This window comes from Rhodococcus sp. KRD175 (assembly GCF_017168275.1).
Lineage (GTDB): Bacteria > Actinomycetota > Actinomycetes > Mycobacteriales > Mycobacteriaceae > Rhodococcoides > Rhodococcoides fascians.
Genome location: NZ_JABFAQ010000009.1, coordinates 17,639 through 36,218 on the forward strand (window position 1 = coordinate 17,639; position 18,580 = coordinate 36,218).

At 64.5% G+C, this 18,580-nt stretch carries 13 protein-coding genes; 5 read left to right on the forward strand and 8 right to left on the reverse strand.

What is annotated here, in order from left to right; all coding sequences use genetic code 11:
- Positions 1–31: 31 nt before the first annotated feature.
- Complete coding sequence (locus J1M81_RS15990; protein WP_032375664.1) at positions 32–1,120, reverse strand: Glu/Leu/Phe/Val dehydrogenase; 1,089 nt, start codon at positions 1,118–1,120, stop codon at positions 32–34.
- A 23-nt stretch (positions 1,121–1,143) separates the two neighbouring features.
- Complete coding sequence (locus J1M81_RS15995) at positions 1,144–4,629, reverse strand: indolepyruvate ferredoxin oxidoreductase family protein (protein WP_206498338.1); 3,486 nt, start codon at positions 4,627–4,629, stop codon at positions 1,144–1,146.
- Positions 4,630–4,783: 154 nt separating this feature from the next.
- On the opposite strand from J1M81_RS15995, the gene J1M81_RS16000 reads away from it, so the two are divergent.
- The gene (locus tag J1M81_RS16000) at positions 4,784–5,284 is read left to right on the forward strand and encodes an Lrp/AsnC family transcriptional regulator (protein ID WP_206498339.1); all 501 of its coding nucleotides are present in this window, start codon (positions 4,784–4,786) and stop codon (positions 5,282–5,284) included.
- Positions 5,285–5,627: 343 nt separating this feature from the next.
- On the opposite strand, the gene J1M81_RS16005 is transcribed toward J1M81_RS16000, so the two are convergent.
- Positions 5,628–6,953, reverse strand: a complete 1,326-nt coding sequence (locus J1M81_RS16005; RefSeq protein WP_032401348.1) for an ISL3-like element ISPfr2 family transposase — start codon at positions 6,951–6,953, stop codon at positions 5,628–5,630.
- A gap of 325 nt (positions 6,954–7,278) precedes the next feature.
- Complete coding sequence (locus J1M81_RS16010; protein WP_206498340.1) at positions 7,279–9,252, reverse strand: MFS transporter; 1,974 nt, start codon at positions 9,250–9,252, stop codon at positions 7,279–7,281.
- 183 nt (positions 9,253–9,435) lie between these two features.
- On the opposite strand from J1M81_RS16010, the gene J1M81_RS16015 reads away from it, so the two are divergent.
- A complete protein-coding gene (locus J1M81_RS16015; RefSeq protein WP_032372816.1) occupies positions 9,436–10,056 on the forward strand; it encodes a TetR/AcrR family transcriptional regulator in 621 nt (206 codons plus the stop codon).
- Between the two features lie 64 nt (positions 10,057–10,120).
- Here the strand turns inward: J1M81_RS16015 and J1M81_RS16020 are convergent, their stop codons facing one another.
- Positions 10,121–10,777: a hypothetical protein gene (locus J1M81_RS16020; protein WP_027495249.1), complete on the reverse strand. Its 657-nt coding sequence runs from the start codon at positions 10,775–10,777 to the stop codon at positions 10,121–10,123.
- 66 nt (positions 10,778–10,843) lie between these two features.
- Positions 10,844–11,611, reverse strand: a complete 768-nt coding sequence (locus J1M81_RS16025) for a DUF6319 family protein (RefSeq protein WP_206498341.1) — start codon at positions 11,609–11,611, stop codon at positions 10,844–10,846.
- Between the two features lie 326 nt (positions 11,612–11,937).
- On the opposite strand from J1M81_RS16025, the gene J1M81_RS16030 reads away from it, so the two are divergent.
- Genes J1M81_RS16030 through J1M81_RS16040 form a run of 3 tightly spaced genes read left to right on the forward strand, consistent with a single transcriptional unit; the run spans position 11,938 to position 16,683 of the window.
- Complete coding sequence (locus J1M81_RS16030) at positions 11,938–14,235, forward strand: glycerol-3-phosphate 1-O-acyltransferase (protein ID WP_206498342.1); 2,298 nt, start codon at positions 11,938–11,940, stop codon at positions 14,233–14,235.
- The gene (locus J1M81_RS16035; RefSeq protein WP_032372538.1) at positions 14,232–15,659 is read left to right on the forward strand and encodes an HAD-IB family hydrolase; all 1,428 of its coding nucleotides are present in this window, start codon (positions 14,232–14,234) and stop codon (positions 15,657–15,659) included. Before J1M81_RS16030 ends, J1M81_RS16035 begins: the two co-directional genes overlap by 4 nt.
- Positions 15,652–16,683, forward strand: coding sequence for an adenylate/guanylate cyclase domain-containing protein (locus J1M81_RS16040; protein ID WP_206498343.1), 1,032 nt, complete (start codon positions 15,652–15,654; stop codon positions 16,681–16,683). The genes J1M81_RS16035 and J1M81_RS16040 overlap by 8 nt, the downstream gene beginning before the upstream one ends.
- On the opposite strand, the gene J1M81_RS16045 is transcribed toward J1M81_RS16040, so the two are convergent.
- Complete coding sequence (locus tag J1M81_RS16045; protein ID WP_206498344.1) at positions 16,665–17,726, reverse strand: MSMEG_0565 family glycosyltransferase; 1,062 nt, start codon at positions 17,724–17,726, stop codon at positions 16,665–16,667. The two genes, J1M81_RS16040 and J1M81_RS16045, sit on opposite strands and share 19 nt — an antisense overlap.
- A complete protein-coding gene (locus J1M81_RS16050; protein WP_206498345.1) occupies positions 17,723–18,574 on the reverse strand; it encodes a carbon-nitrogen hydrolase family protein in 852 nt (283 codons plus the stop codon). The genes J1M81_RS16045 and J1M81_RS16050 overlap by 4 nt, the downstream gene beginning before the upstream one ends.
- Positions 18,575–18,580: the final 6 nt, after the last annotated feature.

An 18,580-nucleotide genomic window follows, 5' to 3' on the forward strand; every position in this document is an offset into this window, starting at 1 on the left:
ATGCAATGCTTTTCGAAGAAACCAATAGATTTCAGCGGGCGGCGAGGCGCTCCTGGACGATGCTGTGCGCAGCATGACCCGCCAGCACTCCCTGATCGCGCTGGCGACGCAGAATTTCGGCGACCGTCGACCCGACACGTTCGACCCGGGCCGTGATCTCGGAGCGCGAGCTACCGTCGATCTCGCCCGCTACCTGAATGAGACCACCGCTGTTCGCGACGTAGTCGGGAACCCACACGACCCCACGCTGACGCAGTGTCTCCTCGACGCCTGGCTGTATGAGTTGGTTGTTCGCTGCGCCGCATACGATTACAGCGTTCAGGGCGCGGACACTCTCGTCCGTCAGCGTCGCTCCCATCGCACAGGGTGCGTAGATCTCGATATCGGTGTCGATGACCCGATCGGCGATACGCACGTCGGTGAATTCTGCTTGCACATGCTGCAGCACAGCGGCATTCACGTCGGTCGCAGTGACGGTCGCACCGGCCTCGACCAGTAGCTTGATGAGGTTGTAGCCGACCTTCCCGGTGCCTTCGACGCCCACGCGGCGGCCCCCGAGATCCGTCGATCCCCAGTTGGCCTGGGCGGCCGCACGCATGGAATGAAACACACCGAGTGCGGTCAACGGTGCGCTGTCGCCCGATCCCCCCGCTGCCGTCGTCCGAGACACCACGTGATCGGTCGAGCGTCCGATGACATCCATATCGTCGGAGGTGGTTCCCACATCACCTGCCGTGATGTACCGGCCGCCGAGCGTCTCGACGAATCGGCCGTACGCTTCGAGCAGCTCGGGCGTCTTGACGGTCGCGGGGTCGCCGATGATGACTGCTTTGCCGCCGCCGAGATGAAGGCCGGCAGCAGCCGCCTTGTACGTCATGCCGCGCGAGAGCCGCAGCACATCGGTCAGAGCCGACTGCTCGTCCCGGTACGGGAAGAACCTCGTCCCACCCAGGGCATTGCCGAGTGCCGTCGAGTGAATGGCAATGATGGCCTTCAAGCCGGTTGCGGCGTCCTGACAGAACACCACCTGCTCGTGCGGCGAATCGTCGGCGAAATCGGGACGACCGAATACTCCCGTCGATCCGAAGGTATTCGTGCGGTGATCGTCGATCAGTGTCATGATTCCTGTCCTGTGTCGGTGTACTAGCGGGTCGTCGGGAGAGCTGTTGTATCGATGGACAATTCGGTGAGGCGGGCGCGGTAACGATCGACGTTCCCGAGCTTGACGTCCTCGTAGCCGCGCACGATGTCCGCTGCCGCCGCGGCCTGGGTTGCCGCGTCGTAGTTCTGTTCGGTGAGATGATCGGCGGCGTCGAGCACCATCGACTCGTAGTGGTCGATCAGTGCTCGTTCCAGCCGCCGAACGTGTGCGTACCCGAACGGGTCGAAGACCGTGCCGCGCAGCTTCTTCCCCTTGGCGAGAACGCGCATGGGTAGATGCAGGTTGGGGCCGAGCCCGATCTTCTTGGTGCGTCCAAGGGCCTTCAGCGCAGGTGGATGCAGCTTGTAGGTGAGCTTCTCTCCCCCGGGCACCTCCGACGACACCGACGCGAGGAACGCCGGGTCGGTCAGCAGCCGGGCCACCTCGTACTCGTCCTTGTAGGCCATGAACTTGAACAATCCCTGTGCCACGGCCTCGCTGAACTCGGTGCGGTCACCGACCGTGCGCTCCTTGGCCCATACCTGCTCGACGACGGCCAGATACCTGGAGGCAATTTTCTCGCTCTGGTAGGCGACGAGCTCGCCGGCGCGGCGCTCGACGAGTTCGCGAACCACACCGTCGACAGTGATCGAGTTCAGTAGCCGCTCCGGCGCCGGTGTGATCGTCCGAGTGGCCAGGGGAGCCGCCTGCGTCATCGCGGCTCGGAACGCTGCAGGATCGTCGGCGGCGACGCGACCCCAACGGAACGCAGCGTGGTTCGCCTGCACCGCAACACCGTTGATCGCAATGGCTTCTTCGATAGCGTCGGCCGGGATCGGCAGTCCGCCGACCTGGTAGGCCGCTCCGACGAGGAGGAAGTTCGCTGCGGCGGTATTGCCGAACAGCGTCTCCGCAGCCGCCAGCGCATCGAAGCTCACGAGCTGCTTGGACAGCACGTCCAGTCGGTCGAGCAGACCGCTCTCGTCCGGGTACGAGACGGACGGGTCGTAGACCATCTCGCCCGTCGCCGTCCGGCTGGTCGATGCAACCGTGACCGTCCGTGCGGGATCGGCGACGCCTGCGTTCTTGCCATCGGCCGCGGTGAGCAGATCGAACGCCAGGATGCAGTCCGCCGAGGCGGGGCTGATGCGATTGGACGGTTCGGCGCGGTGTGGACTCAGTCGCAGGTGCGAGGTGACCGGACCTGCCTTCTGGCTCAACCCGGTCTGGTCCAGCCCCTCGACGTGCAGACCCGAGCGCAAGCCTGCCATGCCCAGCACCTGGTTGACGGTGACGATGCCGGTCCCGCCGATGCCGGCGAGGAAGATGTTGTGCGTCGCCTCGACTGTCGGGAGCACGACGTCCGATACCGACGGCGGCTGTGCCACAGCCTTCTTCACCGTCGCCACCGGCGACTCGGGGAGCTCGACGGTGACGAACGACGGGCAATCGCCATCGAGGCAGGAGTAGTCGGTGTTGCAACTGCCCTGATCGATACGGGTCTTGCGGCCGAACTCGGTGTCGACGGGTTGCACCGAGAGGCAGTTGCTCTTGACACCGCAGTCGCCGCAGCCCTCACACACGGCCTCGTTGATCACCACGCGCGTCCGTCGCGCCGGCAACGTGCCCCGCTTGCGTTTACGACGCGCCTCCGCGGCGCACTGCTGGTCGTAGATCAGGACGGTGACACCCGTGGTGTCCCGCAGGAGCCGTTGCGCCTCGTCGAGCCGGTCCCGATCCCACAGCACGGTCCCGACGGAGAACGACGCACCCCGGTGGCGCTCGGGTTCGTCGGCGCAGACGATGATCTTCGCGACGCCCTCGGCGGCGAGTTTGTGGGTCAGGTCGGGCACGCTCAGACCCGCCTCCGCGTCCTGAGCGCCGGTCATGGCGACGGCGGAGTTGAACAAGATCTTGTAGGTGATGTTCACCCCGGCGGCGATGCAGGCCTGCACAGCAAGCTGCCCGGAGTGGAAATACGTTCCGTCACCGACATTCTGAAAGATGTGCCCGACGTCGGTGAACGGGGATTGTCCGATCCACTGCGCCCCTTCGCCGCCCATCTGCGTCAGACCTGTCACCTGAGAGTCGGTACGCGAAGACATCGTGACCAAGGTGTGGCAACCGATTCCGCCGCCTGCCAGGGAGCCTTCCGGAACAGCCGTCGATCGGTTGTGCGGGCACCCCGAACAGAAGTACGGGGTCCGCTTCGAAGACAGAACGGTCAGCTCGAGCGGCGGCGGCGGTGGAACGATGATCTCCACACGACCGGACAGCAGCGTGCGCAACGGCTTTCGCAGCCGCGCAGCGGTCAGCTCCCCGTCCGCGGGGATCAATACGGTGCCGGAGGACGCGCGTTTGCCGACGACTGCCGGGGCATGGCCTGAGCCGTACAGCGCATCCTTGACCTGTGCCTCGACGAAGGACGTCTTGTCCTCGACGACGAGCACGGTCTCGACGCCACGTGCGAGCTGCCGGACTTTCGCCGAACCCAGCGGGTACGGCATTCCGACACGCAGAATGCGGATCCCGGCGTCGACGAGCTTGTCGTCGTCGAGACCAAGTTCGCGCAGGGCCTGTCGAACCGAATCGTAGGCGGTTCCCACGGCAACGATGCCCAGCCACGCGTTGTCCGGATCGATCTCGATCGAGTCGACGTCGTTGGCGGCGTTGAATGCTTCGACCATCGCCCACCGCGGGCCGTAGAGGTCGGCTTCTGCGAGAACGCTGTCCGGCGGCGGACCGGGAACACGTTGACGGTAGGTCCACGGCCGCCCTTCCCACTCGATCGACGGGGAGACGATCTCGAAGTCGGAGAAGTTGCGATCGAGCGTCCACAACCCGTCGGCGACGTCGGCGTTGATCTTCATGGCCGACCAGCAACCGGACAGCCGGGACAGGGCGACGCCGTACAACCCGAAGGCGATGATCTCTTCGGCGTTGCGCGGGAAAAAGATCGGCATGGACAGTGCAGCGAGCGAGCGTTCACTGGCAGCGGGGACGGTCGACGACTTGGCCGCCGGGTCGTCGCCCACCAGTACCAACGCACCTCCGGCCGGGTGTGCGCCGTACATCGCGCCGTGGCGCAGTGCGTCGCTGGCGCGGTCGAGGCCAGGGCCTTTGCCGTACCAGACGCCGACGACGCCGTCGTGGGTCGCGGTTCCGCTGGGGAGCTCGAGTTGGCTGCCCCACACCGACGTCGCGGCGAGCTCTTCGTTCATGCCGGGTACGAGCCGGACGTCGTGGACCGAGCCGAGCTCGGGGATGCCGGCGAGCAGTCGATCCAGGCCGGCCAGCGGACTGCCCTGGTAGCCGGAGACGAACGTCGCTACCTTGCGGCCGGCCCGCTGGTCGCGGGCGTGCTGCTCCACCAGCTGCCGGGCGATGGCCTGAACACCGGTCATGAGTGTGGGCCCGGAATCGGTCCGGTAGCGATCCGTGGGATCGAAATCAGGCTGGACCGTCGTTACGTCGTCGAGCTGGGTCATCGAACGGTTACCTCACATCTGGCACAAGAAGCTGCTCTAGTTGACCTATCGGTCCCGCAACCATGTACCTGCCCAGCACCACGGTCAACTGATGCGAGTACAACTAAGCAGAACGTGCAGACAGTGATCTGGAACACCTTTGGAGGTCTACGAAATGCTCACCATCGACCAGTTGGACGCCAAGCTCATCGGGCTTCTGACGACGGACGCCCGCGCCGGGATCGTGGAGCTCGCGGCGACCCTCGGAATCACGCGCAACACCGTTCAGTCCCGAATCAAACGGTTGGAGGACACCGGGCTGATCCGGAGCTTTCGGCCCGAGCTAAATCTGGCTCTGGCCGGAATCGACGTTCAGGCCTTCCTCGCGCTCGAACTCGAACAGGGGTATCTCAGTTCCGTCGTAGCGGCGCTGAGGGATATCCCCGAAGTGCTCGAGATCCACGCGACAACCGGGAGGGAAGATCTGCTCGTTCGCGTCGCAACGCAGGATCACGCGAGTCTGCAGGAGCTTATCGAGAAGGTGCTCGGCATAGTCGGGGTGTGGCACTCGAGCACCACCGTGGCGTTGACGACGCCCCTCCCCTACCGCACTCAGCCACTGCTGCAGGCGATCACGAGCGACGCCGGGTGGGGGCGATCGACACCGCGGGCATAAGACTATGCAAGGGATCCCCAGATAAAGGCTTACCGACATGCTCTGGCGAATTGGGTGCGGCCTTGTACCCCAGGCCGGGGTGTAGCTCCCCCGCGTAATCTGTCGCTTCCACCGACCGCGAAATCGAACAGCAGGATGGGCAGAATCCCGGCGTTCGAAGACCCCGTCGGCCCATTCCGAGTCCCAGCGGCGCGCTCGCGTCGTCTGCCAAAGCCGAAGTCGTTCCCCGGAAGCAGGCCGCGCGGCGATACTCGGACAACGGCGTCGTCGGACAGCTGAATATGAACGACCCCGCGCCGCGTGTTTCGACTGAGAGACTCTCTTTATGTCGTACGTAAGTGGCTCATCCCAATCGGGGGTGTAGGAGTTGGGGTCTGAATCCGCCGGTCTCGAGCAGGCTTCGGGCGATGTAGTTGGTCAGGTTGCGGAACCCGAGTGCGGAGCCGCGCAGGTGTTCGAGCCGTCCGTTGAGCGCCTCGGTCGGCCCGTTGCTGGTGCCGGGTCGTTCGAAGTAGGCGAGCACGTCGGCGGCTCGCTTCTTCAGGGTCCGGCCCAGGGTGGTGAGCTCGGTGAGCACCTTGGGGACGCCGGCGCTGAGGTCGGTGATCAGCTTCTCCATGAGCTCGCGGCCACGTTGCCGGTCCTCGTGGCGATAGGCGGCGATCATGCGCTGGTAGACACCCCAGGTCGCCTCGACCTCGACGTGAGCGTCATCAACGAACAGCGCGCGTAGCCTGTCGCTCTGCTTGTCGGTAAGCAGGTCCGCGCCGGTGTGCAGCGTGCGCCGCGACTTGTAGAGCGGGTCGTCCCTGAACCCACGGTGCCCGTGGATCGCGAGTTGGACCCGGCGCCGACACCTGTCGAGGGCGTCACCGGCCAGGCGCACGACGTGGAAGGGATCCATCACCGTGACCGCGTCCGGGATCTCCTCCGCAGCGGCGGTCTTGAACCCGGTGAAGCCGTCCATCGCGACCACCTCGACCGCGTCACGGAAGGCGTCGTCGCGGTCGGCGAGCCAGGTCTTGAACGCCGCCTTCGACCGGCCCTCGACCATGTCCAGCAGCCTTGCTGGGCCGGCGCCATCGCGGACCGGGGTGAGGTCGATGATCACGGTGACGTACTTGTCGCCACGCCTGGTGTGGCGCCAGACGTGCTCATCGACGCCAATGACCTTCACGCCCTCGAACCGCGTGGGGTCGTTGATCAGCAGCCGATTGCCTTCGGCCAGGACCGCGTTGTTGGCGGTGTCCCACGCGACCCCGAGTCCCTCGGCGACACGGGCGACGGTGAGGTGTGCGACCACGATCCCTTCCAGCGCCCACCGCAACCCGGTGCGCGAGAGCTTCGCGCGTGGCTCCGCCGCGGCGCTGGTGTCTTGGCGCCACACGTGTCCGCAGTCGGCACAGCGGTAGCGGCGCACTACAACTTCCAGCACGGTCGGTCGCCAGCCCAGCGGCTCGTGGGCCAACCGCCGGATCACGGTGTCACGAGCAGCGCCTTCGCTGCCGCACCGTCGGCACCACTGATCTGGTTCCACCACGCGGCACGCGAGGACCGCACGATCCGGTTCAAGTCGTTGCCCGGTCACGCTCAGACCGAGGCCGTCGAGTCGAGCGAAGGCGGTCAGGTCAGGGCGGCCGAAGCCGGCCGGCGGGGTAGCGTCGGACACGTCGAGGTCTTTCGGATGGATGGCGTAGGAACCTCCATCGTCGGGAGACCTCGACGTCTATCTGCGGACCGACGCGCCCGGCCGACCCACACCCTCACCTGGGAAGAGCCCTGAGAGACGTCTTCGACGACGACGGGACCGGCGAGGAGCAAGGCGCGGTGAGCTAAAGAATGGAGCTTGCTCGGCTTCGACGCCGCCGCGAGCTCCGGTGAAACTCCGGTAGAAGGCTGGGATCAATGTGGGTTTCAGTCAGTTGGACTGCAACAAAGGCGCATTGATCCCAACCCGGCGGCAGTGCAGTGGTCCATTCACGCGTTCGGGAGGTCTACAGCGGCATGGCCCAGATAGGGCTCGAGCGTTCGTTCAGCTCGGTGCACGTCGCGTGTTGTCGGCTGGCTCGTTGGTAGAACGTCTGCAACGGTTCGGTCGGCTCCACGTCCGGCGGTGTGGGTACGACGGGCAGTTCGCCGAGTTCGAGCGCCAATTGATAGATGCTGGGGCGTTCGAGTTCGGCGTCGACCAGTGCCGGCGCGGCAGCGTTGTGCGGCTTCGCTGTTCGCGGTACACGCGGCGTACTCGGTTCGGGCTTGGCTGCCGACGGGCGTTCGAGTAGCTGCTCGAGCTCGGCGACCTCACGGACAGCCGCTGCGCTCGTGGCCGGCGGCGCAACGAAGGGCACGATCGGCTCGAACGCGATCATGTCCGACGACGACGCGAGCGCCTTGTTCTTGGCCGGGATGAGGAACGCCACGATCACGGTTCCGGTGCCGAACACCACGGCCGCAACGACACTGGTGTGCACGACGGCACTGCCGAAGGCAGAGATGGCATTCGCTTCGAGATTGTCTGCGAAGCCGCTCAGAAATGCATTCTGCTCGCGAATGATGTCCGAGACGATCACCGCACCGGCCAGCGAATCCTGCGATGCCGCAAGCCCTTCTGCGGCCTGACCGGTGTACTGGCCATTGGGTTGCTTACCGGGGAAGGTCTGCAGAAACCCCTCGATTCCCTGTCGATACGACGCCGCCAGAACCGAACCCAATACAGCGATGCCGAGAGACCCGCCCAGTTCGAGTGCAGTGTCGTTCAGGCCGCCGCCGACACCGAGCTTGTCGTCCGGGAACTCACCCATGATGGCATCGGTGCAGGGCGAGACGGACAGTCCGATGGCGAGTCCGAGCAGTGTCAGTACGGGCAGGAAATCGACATACGTTGCTGCCGAATCGATTCCGACGAGGGAGACGACAGACAGCGTGCCCACGATCATGCCCGCGGTGACGGTGACACGCGGCCCCATCTTGGGGGTCAGCCACATCGTGATTCCCGAGCCGACGAACACTGCACCGGCCAGCGGCAGCAGATGCACTCCGGTGGAGACCGGGCCGTACCCGAGAGCGAACTGGAGGTACTGCGCCACGAGGTAAATCGCCCCGAACGTCACCAGGAAGAACACCAATACCGCAAGGGTGGCACCCCCGAGGACACGCGAGGAGAACATCCGCACGTCCAGCAACGGATTGGGGTGTCGTAGTTCCCAGCCCACGAAACCCAACACCGACAGCAGTCCGACGAGGCCGAAGTACAGCGGCCCGACGGTCCAGCCGAAGTGCATGCCCTCGATGATGGAGTAGACGACGGTCGAGACAGCCAGTACCGAGAGCAACCCGCCGATCCAGTCGATCGCACCGGCATCGACGGCTCGCGACGGCGGGACGAGTACGACGGCTCCGGCTATGGCGGCCAGCGCAATCGGGACGTTGATCAGGAACGTCGAGCTCCAGGTGAAGCTTTCGAGTAGCCACCCGGCCAGCAGCGGTCCGGCGGCGATGGCGAGGCCGGACGTCGCCGCCCACACGGTGACGGCGGTGGCCCGCTCACGCTTGGGGAACGTGGCAACAAGTAGAGACAACGTCGCAGGCATGACGATCGCGGCTGCGACACCCATGACGATTCGGGCCAGGATCACGCCGAGCGTGGCATCGGTCAACGCCCCCGCCACCGACCCCGCCACGAATATGATCAACCCGATGATCAGCGCGCCTCGCCTGCTGTAGCGGTCGCCGATCACTCCGCACAACAGCATCAACGACGCGTACGGGACGGTGTATCCGTCTATCACCCATTGAAGATCACTGCTGGTCAGGCCCAGATCCATCGTCATCGACGGCGCGGCGACGAGCAATGACGTGTTCGCCATGACCACGATCAGCAGGCTCAGGCACAACACCACCAACGCCGACCAGCGTCGAGCATAGGGTTTGTGCATTTCTTGGACAGGTGTCATCGCAAGCAGTGTCATGTGTTCCCCCCGTTGGCAAAGTGCGACACACCTTGCACAGTGCTGTGCAGCTTAAGAACTTCCGGCTAAGATCGGCAATCTTTTGTGGCGGCAACCACACTGCGTCGACGCGATCGTGCTAGAAGTGGACGTGTGCCGAAGACGACGGAGTCGAGACCGAGCGTACGGACAGACCGATCGCCCGTGCAGCGAAGTGACGCCCGCTCGAACAGAGCGCGAATTCTCGATGTCGCGCAGGGGGTACTGGCGAACAATCCGGACGCGACTATCAACGACGTTGCGTCCGCGGCCGGGGTGGTCCGACGAACGGTCTACTCGCACTTCGCCTCTCGCGAAGCCCTGATCGACGGCATCGCACTCGAAGCCGCAGAACGCATCTCCGCCGCGCTCGAACGTGATCCGGCCGTCGACGAATCTGCTGTCACCGTGTTCGTGCGCCAGACGCTGGCACTGGCACGCGTCGGAGATCAGTACCGGCTCCTACTGGCGGTTGCGCGTACCGACCTGGGACACAACGGTCTTCACGACCTGCTGGGACCGATGCGGGAGTCGGCTGCGGCTGTCATTCGACGTGGACAGCGCGAGGGTGTGTTCTCCACCTATCTGCCGGCCGAGGTGCTGATCCTCAACATCGAAGCCATCGCGCTGTCGATCCTCGAGGCCACCAATGCCGGGCTGCTCACCGACCCCACAGGTGCGGCCACCACGTCGAGTCTGGTCCTGCTCGGAATCGCACCGGACGAAGCCGAACGCATCGTGAGCGGTGTCCGTGCCGCGGACGCGCCAGCCGGAGCCCACCCCTGAAACGACGAATGCCCCGCCTGCGCAATGTGATTGCGCCGACGGGGCATCGGTCTACGAGTGCGGGTCAGGGAGCGGGGACGAATCCTGCGCCGAGGCCGTTGCCCTGATCGACGTTGCGAAGGATCGCGTCGAAGTTGGTGCCGACCTCGGGGCCGAAGCACGCGACGCCGAGGTAGGCGTTGACCATGCCGACGAGGGTGTTGCCGACGACGACCGGGCTACCCGAGTCGCCTTCGACGACGCACAGCTGCGCCCAGGTCTCCTGCGACTGCAGAACGTCTCCGTACGCGAGGCCGCAGGTGTTGCCGGTCGTGCGGCCTTCCTTGCAGACGATGTTCGGGAACGCCGTCGGCGGGCCGACCTGAGAGATGGTCACGTTGCCCACGCGGCTGATCGGGGCAACCTTGTCACGCTGAAATTCGATGAGGGCGTAGTCGTACTCCGGGTTGGAGAATGCGATGCGGCCCACCTCACCGAGAGAGGTGTCGTACTCCGGGACGATGGAGGCACCCGCTTGGCCACAGTGACCGGCGGTGAAGCCCACGAGATTTCCGTTGCGGTCGTTGCCGATCGTCGTCAGCGTGCACTCCGCCTGGCCTCCGACGATGATTCCGGACCCACCGCCGAGAGCTGCAGGAGCGGCCGCGGATGCGGTCCCCACGCCGACGCTGGCTACGATTGCAGCCGCCCCCACGACGACGAGCATGAATTTCTTGAACATGTACTCCCTCTCAGCGGTGTCGGCAGAACCCTAGCAACAGAACGTGTCGTAACACGAGCTAGTCGCTCATACGTCCTGCTCGAGGGCCGCAAGAGTCGTCCGAGCTTCGTCGAGTTGACGACTCAGTTCGGCCACGCGGCGTGCCGCCTCTTCACGTGCATGGGAGATCACAGCCTCGACGGCATCGCGTGCAGTGACATCGCCCAGTTCACGAACGGCCCGACCGACCGCTTCCGGACTCACCGGCTGCGCCTTGGTCGGCCTCTTCGCGCCCTGCGTGACGGTGACCGACCAATCGTTGTCGGCACCGGCATGAATGGTCACGCTCACTCCGCCCGGCGCCTTCTTCGGACGACGTGGGGCCGAGCCGGTCGACGCAGACGCCGCACCGGCGGACTTGCCGGCCACGTCGGTCGCCGGTACCGACTTAGGAGCAGCGCTCGATGTAGAAGCCGTGACCGATGTAGAAGTAGGGCTCGTTTTCGAGACAGCGACCGGCTCGGAGGCAGCGACCGGCTTCGATACCGGCGCGGCCGATGCCGTCTTCTTTGCGGGGATGCGCTTGGCAGGCGCGGGTGGGGTCGCCGGGTTGCGGGTGATGCGCAGTTCCTCGGCCTCGTAGGGCAGTTCGTCGTTGACGCCCTTCGGGCTGATGGTGACGGTGTTGCCGTCGATGGACACCACCTTGGCCGACGTACCGTCGGGCAGGCCGAGGCTTGGATTCGGCTCGCGGAGATACACGGTGGCGCGACGTCCCTCGGCGAGCGCTGCTGCCAGCGTCGTCAGGTTCTCGGGAGTCAGCGAATCGTTCACGGCGCGCCCACGGGGTGGCATCGACTACCGGCCTTTCTCGAAAGTGTTTGCGAATACTGTCGCACAGATTCACGTGCGCAGGCAGCACGGCATCGAGTATCGGTCGCGAGGATGACGTCGATCCCAAGTATGTGTAACCCCGAGTAACTGTAACCGCAAGTAACAGTTACTGCGATTAACACTCGAGAGGCTTGGCCAGAGAAGGCCGATGACACGACTCTAACCGACAGGCCGTTCGAGCGCCCGTCGAGTGCCGTCGACCACCTCGCCGAACCGCCCTCGCGCCGGGATTCTCCCGCGTAGCCTGACGGCGTACCTTCTTGCGCAGGTACGGAACAGGAGCTTCGATGTACCACCTCGACGCGGACCAGCAATCGCTCAGCGACGGTCCGCACGTGTACTTGCTCGATGCCAGAAGCACTCTCGAGGTTCAGGCCCTGAATCAGTGGATCGACGCCACCACCCCGGACGGAGAACGTCGGCCTCCGTCGGTCGTTCTGTCCGGTGAGGCCAGGACATCACTGTCGGACACCGTCCGCGGGTACGCCGACGATCCGCTGCTCATTCCGCTGCGGGTCACGTTGACCGATCGAAGCACCGGCATTCTGCACCGCATCTTCGCCCCGAGAGGCCGCTCGAAGCCGACACGGGTGTGGCAGCGGTGGGTGGCCAACGACGATCCCGATCACTCCGCAGTGCTGGTCGGTGAACCCGCAACCCTGAGCGATCTGCAGGATCGGTTCGAGCGCGGCGGCGGGACGTCGTTGTCGTCGTTCATCCTGCGGCAGGCGAGTCTCGCACTGGACAAGGCCGAACGCGGAGTCATCGGCTCGGAGTACAAGATTCCGCGCTTCGTCGTCGAGGACATGACGGAGCAGAAGAAGTTCAGGGACGGCATCACCGAGCTCGCAGACCACGTCGGCCAGGATCGCGACACCGTCGACAAGAGGGTTCAGGACATCCTCGGCGAGATGGTGGCGACCGAGACCAGGCGCGCCGTCGAGATGTGGGGCACCCTCGGCGCGTACTTCTCACGGGCGTACAAGGTCGACGTCGATCGCGATCAGCTGCAGAAGGTTCGCGAACTCAACAAGAACTATCCGTTGGTGTTCCTGCCCAATCACCGTTCCTACCTCGACCCACTCGTGCTGCGTCCCGCGCTTCTCGCCGAGGGACTGCCGCTCAATCACGTCATGGGCGGCATCAATGTCGGCTTCTGGCCGTTGGGCCCGATAGCCAAACGCAGTGGCGTGGTGCTCATTCAGCGCAAATTCTCGGACGCGATCTACAAATGGACGCTGCGTCAGTACATGAGTTTTCTGCTCAGCAAGCGGTTCAACCTCGAGTGGTACATCGAGGGCGGACGCAGCCGCACCGGAAAGCTCCGCCCGCCGCGGTTCGGTCTGCTGACCTACCTCGTCGACGCCCTCGAGTCGAGCGACGCGGAGGACGTCTATCTGATTCCGACGTCCATCACCTACGACCGACTGCACGAGGTCGGCGCGATGGCCGAAGAATCGCACGGGGCGAAGAAGCAAGCCGAAGGCATTCGCATGGCCATCGGGTACATCCGCGCTCAGGGCACGTTGCGCGGCAACGTCTATCTGAACTTCGGAGAGCCGATGTCGGTGGCGGCGATCGTCGCCGAGAACACCGACAAGCGCGTCGCGGTGCAGAAGATCGCGCTCGGTGTCTCCCATGCGATCAACGATGCGACGCCGGTGACCCCGGCAGCACTGGTCACGATGGCGCTGTTGGGTATCGAGGATCGCGCACTCAACGTCAACGAAATGTGGGCCATCATCTCGCCGTTGGCCGGCTACATCAAACGCAGAAACCTACCCACTGCGGGCGGGGTGGACATCGCCGACGTCGACGTCGTCCGCTCGGCCGTCATCGCACAGGTCAACGCCAACGTCGTCAAGCGTTTCGACGACGGCCCCGATCCGCTGTTCTACCTGGCGCAGGACAAGCATCTGGTGGCAGCGTTCTTCCGCAACAACGCCATTCACTTCTTCGTGATGCGCGCCATCGGCGAACTGGTGGTGCTACCGACCGAGGGTGACTCGACGCCGCTGACTCAGGAATCGTTGTGGACATCGGCCCTGCAATTGCGAGATCTACTCAAGTTCGAGTTCTTCTTCGGCGACAAGAAGGACTTCGGGGAGCGTCTCGAATCCGAGGTCGATCTCATCGACCCGGAATGGCGCACCAGCATCAGCGACCCCGATTATGCTGCGCGACAGCTTGAATCGCAGGATCTGCACCTGGCGCACCGCGTACTGCAGCCGATCTTCGAGGCCTACCAGGTAGTGGCCGACCAGCTGATGCTGCTGCCGCAGAGCGGAGAATTCGACAAACCGAAGTTCATCTCGGAATGCCTCGGCGCTGCCCAGGCCAGGCGGCTCCGCCAGCAGCTCGATCACAGTGAGTCCATCTCGGGCGAACTGTTCGACACTGCACTGCAACTGGCCGAGAACCGCGACCTGATCGATTCCAGCTCGGACGGCATCGCCCGCCGCCGCAGGGACTTCGCGCTGGAGATCGACGAATGGGCCCGCAAGGTACGTACCATCCGGGATATGGCGCACCGAATGCTCCGTGAGGTGGAACCGATCTCTGCCCCCGAGGAGAACAATCCATGACCGACTTCGACGATCGACTGATAGCGATCGCCGCCGCCCCACCCGGCCGAGACACCATCGCCTTCTTCGATCTCGACGGCACCCTCATCAACGGATTCTCTGCTCGCGCAGTGTTTCTCGAACGCCTCAAGACCCTCGACGTCACGGTCAAGGAACTGTGGGAGATCTCCAGTGCCGTCGTCGAGATGCGGATGCGCAACTCCCCCGTCGACAATCTGATGGGCAAGGCCGTCCGCGGCCTCGAAGGCCGTCGCGAAGAGGACCTGATGGAACAGGCATACACCCTCTTCCGCAACGAGATCGCGCCGATGATCTACCCGCAGGCCCGGGCCCTCGTCGAGGCTCACCGGCACGCAGGGCATCGCCTGGTGATGGCTACCTCGGCCACGCCGTACCAGGCACTGCCGGTGCAGCAGGACATGATGTTCGAGGAGTTGCTGTGCACGACTCCGGTGGTCACCGACGGGATTCTCACCGGTGAGCTCGTCGGCGATTCGCTCTGGGGACCCCGCAAAGCACAGGCGGCAATCGACTACGCCGAACGTGAAGGCATTGCTCTGGCAGGCTGTTTCGCATACTCGAACGGCGGTGAGGACGTGCCGCTGCTCGAGGCCGTGGGCCGTCCCATCGCCCTCAACCCCGATCCTGATCTCGCGCGCTATGCCGCCAAGAAGAACTGGCCGGCCCTGACGCTGGACAGCCCGAAGCGTGGCACGGATATCACGTCGGCCGTACGCAGCACGGCGGCGCTCGGATCGGTGCTCGCGAGTGCGTCGATCGGGCTCGGTCTGGGGTTGCTCACCCGCAGTCGCCGTACCGGTGCCAATATCACCAGCACCATCGCCCCGGACATCGCGCTGACCCTCGCCGGGGTCAAGCTCGACGTCACCGGAACCGAAAATGCCTGGTCGGCCCGGCCCGCCGTCTTCATGTTCAACCATCAGAGCACCGCCGACTCGATCATCGTCACTTCCATCCTGCGACGCGACATCACCGCCGTCGCGAAGCGGGAACTCGAACGCGATCCGCGCTTCGCATTGCTGGGCAGAATTTTCGACGTCGCCTATGTCGACCGCGGCGATCCTGCGCAAGCGCGAGAGGCCATGCGGCCTGCGATCGAGAAGCTGCACAGCGGCATCTCCGTCGCCATCGCCCCCGAGGGCACTCGCATGCCGACGTCCCGTCTCGGCCGATTCAAGAAAGGCGGTTTTCACCTGGCGATGCAGGCCGGCGTGCCGATTGTTCCGATCGTCATTCACAACGCCGGTGACGTGATGTGGAAGAAGGACTTCACCGTTCACTCCGGTACGGTCAAGGTCACCGTCGGCGAGCCCATACCCACCACGGATTGGGATCCCGACAAGATCGACGAGTACGTGGACGCCGTCCGTTCCTATTTCGACAGAACGTTGGGATATGCCTGAGAATCAGATCAACTCGGTAGTACAGACGGAGATCGAGCGGAATCTATTGGGCGGCGAGCCCAAGTACAACCGCGCCGACATCGTCGAGAAGTCCGGGATTCCGCTCGAGCGGGTCATCGCCCTGTGGATCGGCATGGGCTTCCCCGTCCACACCGATACCGACGCACTCGTCTACACCGACGCCGATCTCGAAGCTCTGAAGCTGATCACCGCACTGACCGCGCAGAAGGTGATCAAGCCCGAGATGGAGGTTGCGATCGCACGCACCCTTGGGCAGTCGATGTCCCGGCTCGCGGAATGGCAAGTGGGCGTTGTGAACTCTCACATACTCGAACGCATCATCGACAGCCAAGAAGGCACGAACGACATCGACGCGATTCGACGGAACGCCCGTGCCATCGCCGCCGAAACCGTCCCCACCCTCGAAGCGCTCCAGGGATACACCTGGCGACGCCACCTGGCAGCAGCGGCCGGTCGATCCATCGCCGCTCCCGACGACGCCGCCGACAGTCCCACGATGGCCGTCGGGTTCGCCGACATGGTCGGCTACACGAGCCTGACGCGTCGACTCGATATCGGCGAGTTGACGACGCTACTCGAGGAATTCGAGTCATTGGCCACCAATATCATTGCGCGAGGGCGCGGTTCGGTGATCAAGAACGTCGGCGACGAGGTGATGTTCAGCGCGCAGACCCCCGAGGATGCCGCCCACATCGCCCTCGACCTCCAGGACGCCTTCGACGAGCAGGAGGACATGCCGGATCTGCGGGTCGGGCTGGCGTGGGGCCCGGTACTGGCCCGGTACGGTGACCTGTACGGGTCGGTGGTCAATATTGCTGCGCGCCTAACCAGTTCGGCCAATCCCGGAACGATCCTGGTCGATACCGTCATGACGGATGAACTGCGTCACGACTCGGAGTTCTACCTCAAATCGGTCCGTTCACTACGGGTCAAAGGGTTCCACAAGCTCAAGCCTCACCGGCTCAAACGCAACAAGCGAACCGGTCAGCGTAGCGAGGAGTAGAACTCCAAGTGTCGACGCGCAGCCTCGTCCCAGGTGAGGCTGTGCGCCAGCGCCAGCCCCGGTGACGGATCCTGCGGCTCGTGCAACGCACGGTCCAATTCGCTGGCCATGGTCTCCACCGACGATGCGTAGGTGACGCTGTCTCCGAACACCTCTCGCAGTACCGGCAGATCACGCGCCACCACCGGAGTCGATGCGGCGAGCGCCTCCATCGCGGCCAGGCCGAAGCCTTCCTTGGTGGAGAAGAACGGCAGCGCCGCAGCCTGCGCCACGAGATGCGGCAGCTCGTCGTCGTCGAAGGTTCCGAGTATCACCGGCTCCATGCCCAGTTCTACTGCTCGACGGTCGAATTCGGCTCGATAGTCACGGTAGTCGAACAGGGTCTCGCCGCCGGCGAACACCAGTTGCACGTGGCGATCGGACAGCCCGGCGAAGGCGTCGAGTAGATCGAGACTGCCCTTGCGTGGCTCGATGCCGCCGACTGCGAGCACGTACCTGCCGAGCTTGTCCCGCCAGTGCGTTCTGCCCGATGCTGCAGCTGCCGAGAACCTTTCGGCATCGACCCCGTTGGGGATGACCGTGGGTTCGAGTCCCCAACCGCGATTCACATCGCTCGCCACCGCTGTCGATACACAGATTCGCGCGTACGGCGCGGTGATCGCTCGTTCGTGACATGCCGCGAGCTCGGGTGTGGTGAACTCGTCCAAATGATGGATGGTCCTGATGCACCGGCCGACGGCGTTGGCCGAGATACAGTCCTGAGCATGGACGATGTCGTACTCGTCGGGCGTGAAGGCCTGCCGCAGAACGCCTATCGATCGCAGAATCCGCGCGCCGACGCTCTCGTTCTCGCGGTGGGAAAACGGGACCATCCGCACGGTGACAGCCGGGTCGACCTTGCGGAAGAACTCACTGTCGCCCCCGCGGCCCAGCGACCACACCGACACATCCTGGCCGGCGCGTGCCAGCGCTTCGGCCAGAGCCAACGTATGCACCACGCCTCCGCGCGGTTTGGACGAATAGGTCAACAGCGCGATCTTCATCGATCCGGCTTCTCCTGCAACAAGTCCGGATAGGCATCGACGCGTCGCTCGGCCAGGTGATGCAGACCTCTCCGGGCCCGATCCACCTCGGCATCGACGTCGATCTCGTGCACGGCCAAACCGCCTTTGGACCACGTCTTGGCCAACACGTCTCCGCCGGGCCCGACAATTTTTGCCTGGCCGAGGAACCGCAGGGATCCCATCACCCCGGTCTGGTTGGACGAGACGAGCACCACCTGGTTCTCGGCGGCGCGCGCAGCGTCGTACAGATCGAACAGTCGCGACTGTCGATCGTTGGGTAGCGACGACGCTCGATCGGTGACGCTGGCCGGCCACGCGGACAGCGCCGCAATGATTCTCGCGCCGTCCAATGCAAGCGTCCGGGCCGACTCCGGGAACGTCTTGTCGTAGTCGATCAGCATGCCCATCCGTCCGACCGGAGTATCGAAGGCCTCGAACCGATCTCCGGCGGCGTAGGCCAAGGATTCCCCGAGCGGCTGATGCACCTTACGGTGACTGCCGAGGATCCCGTCGCCCGTCAGGCACGCAGCCGCGTTGTACCGCAGCCCCTTCGACAGTTCGGTGTACCCGATACACACCGTCATCGCACCCGCCGCCGCGATGATGGCGGCCAACTCCGGACCGTCCGGATCGAGAGTGGGCGGCAACTCGGACGGATCCGGATTGCTCAGGCTGTTGATGTAACCCCCGAGGGATGCGTCGGGCAGCACCAAGAGATCGATTCCCTCGCGGGCCGCACTGGAGATGATCGTCGTGATCTTCAGTACGGCCCGATCGACATCTCTACCGAAATGTGCTGCCAATGCACCGATCTTGATGGGAGCCACGTCGAG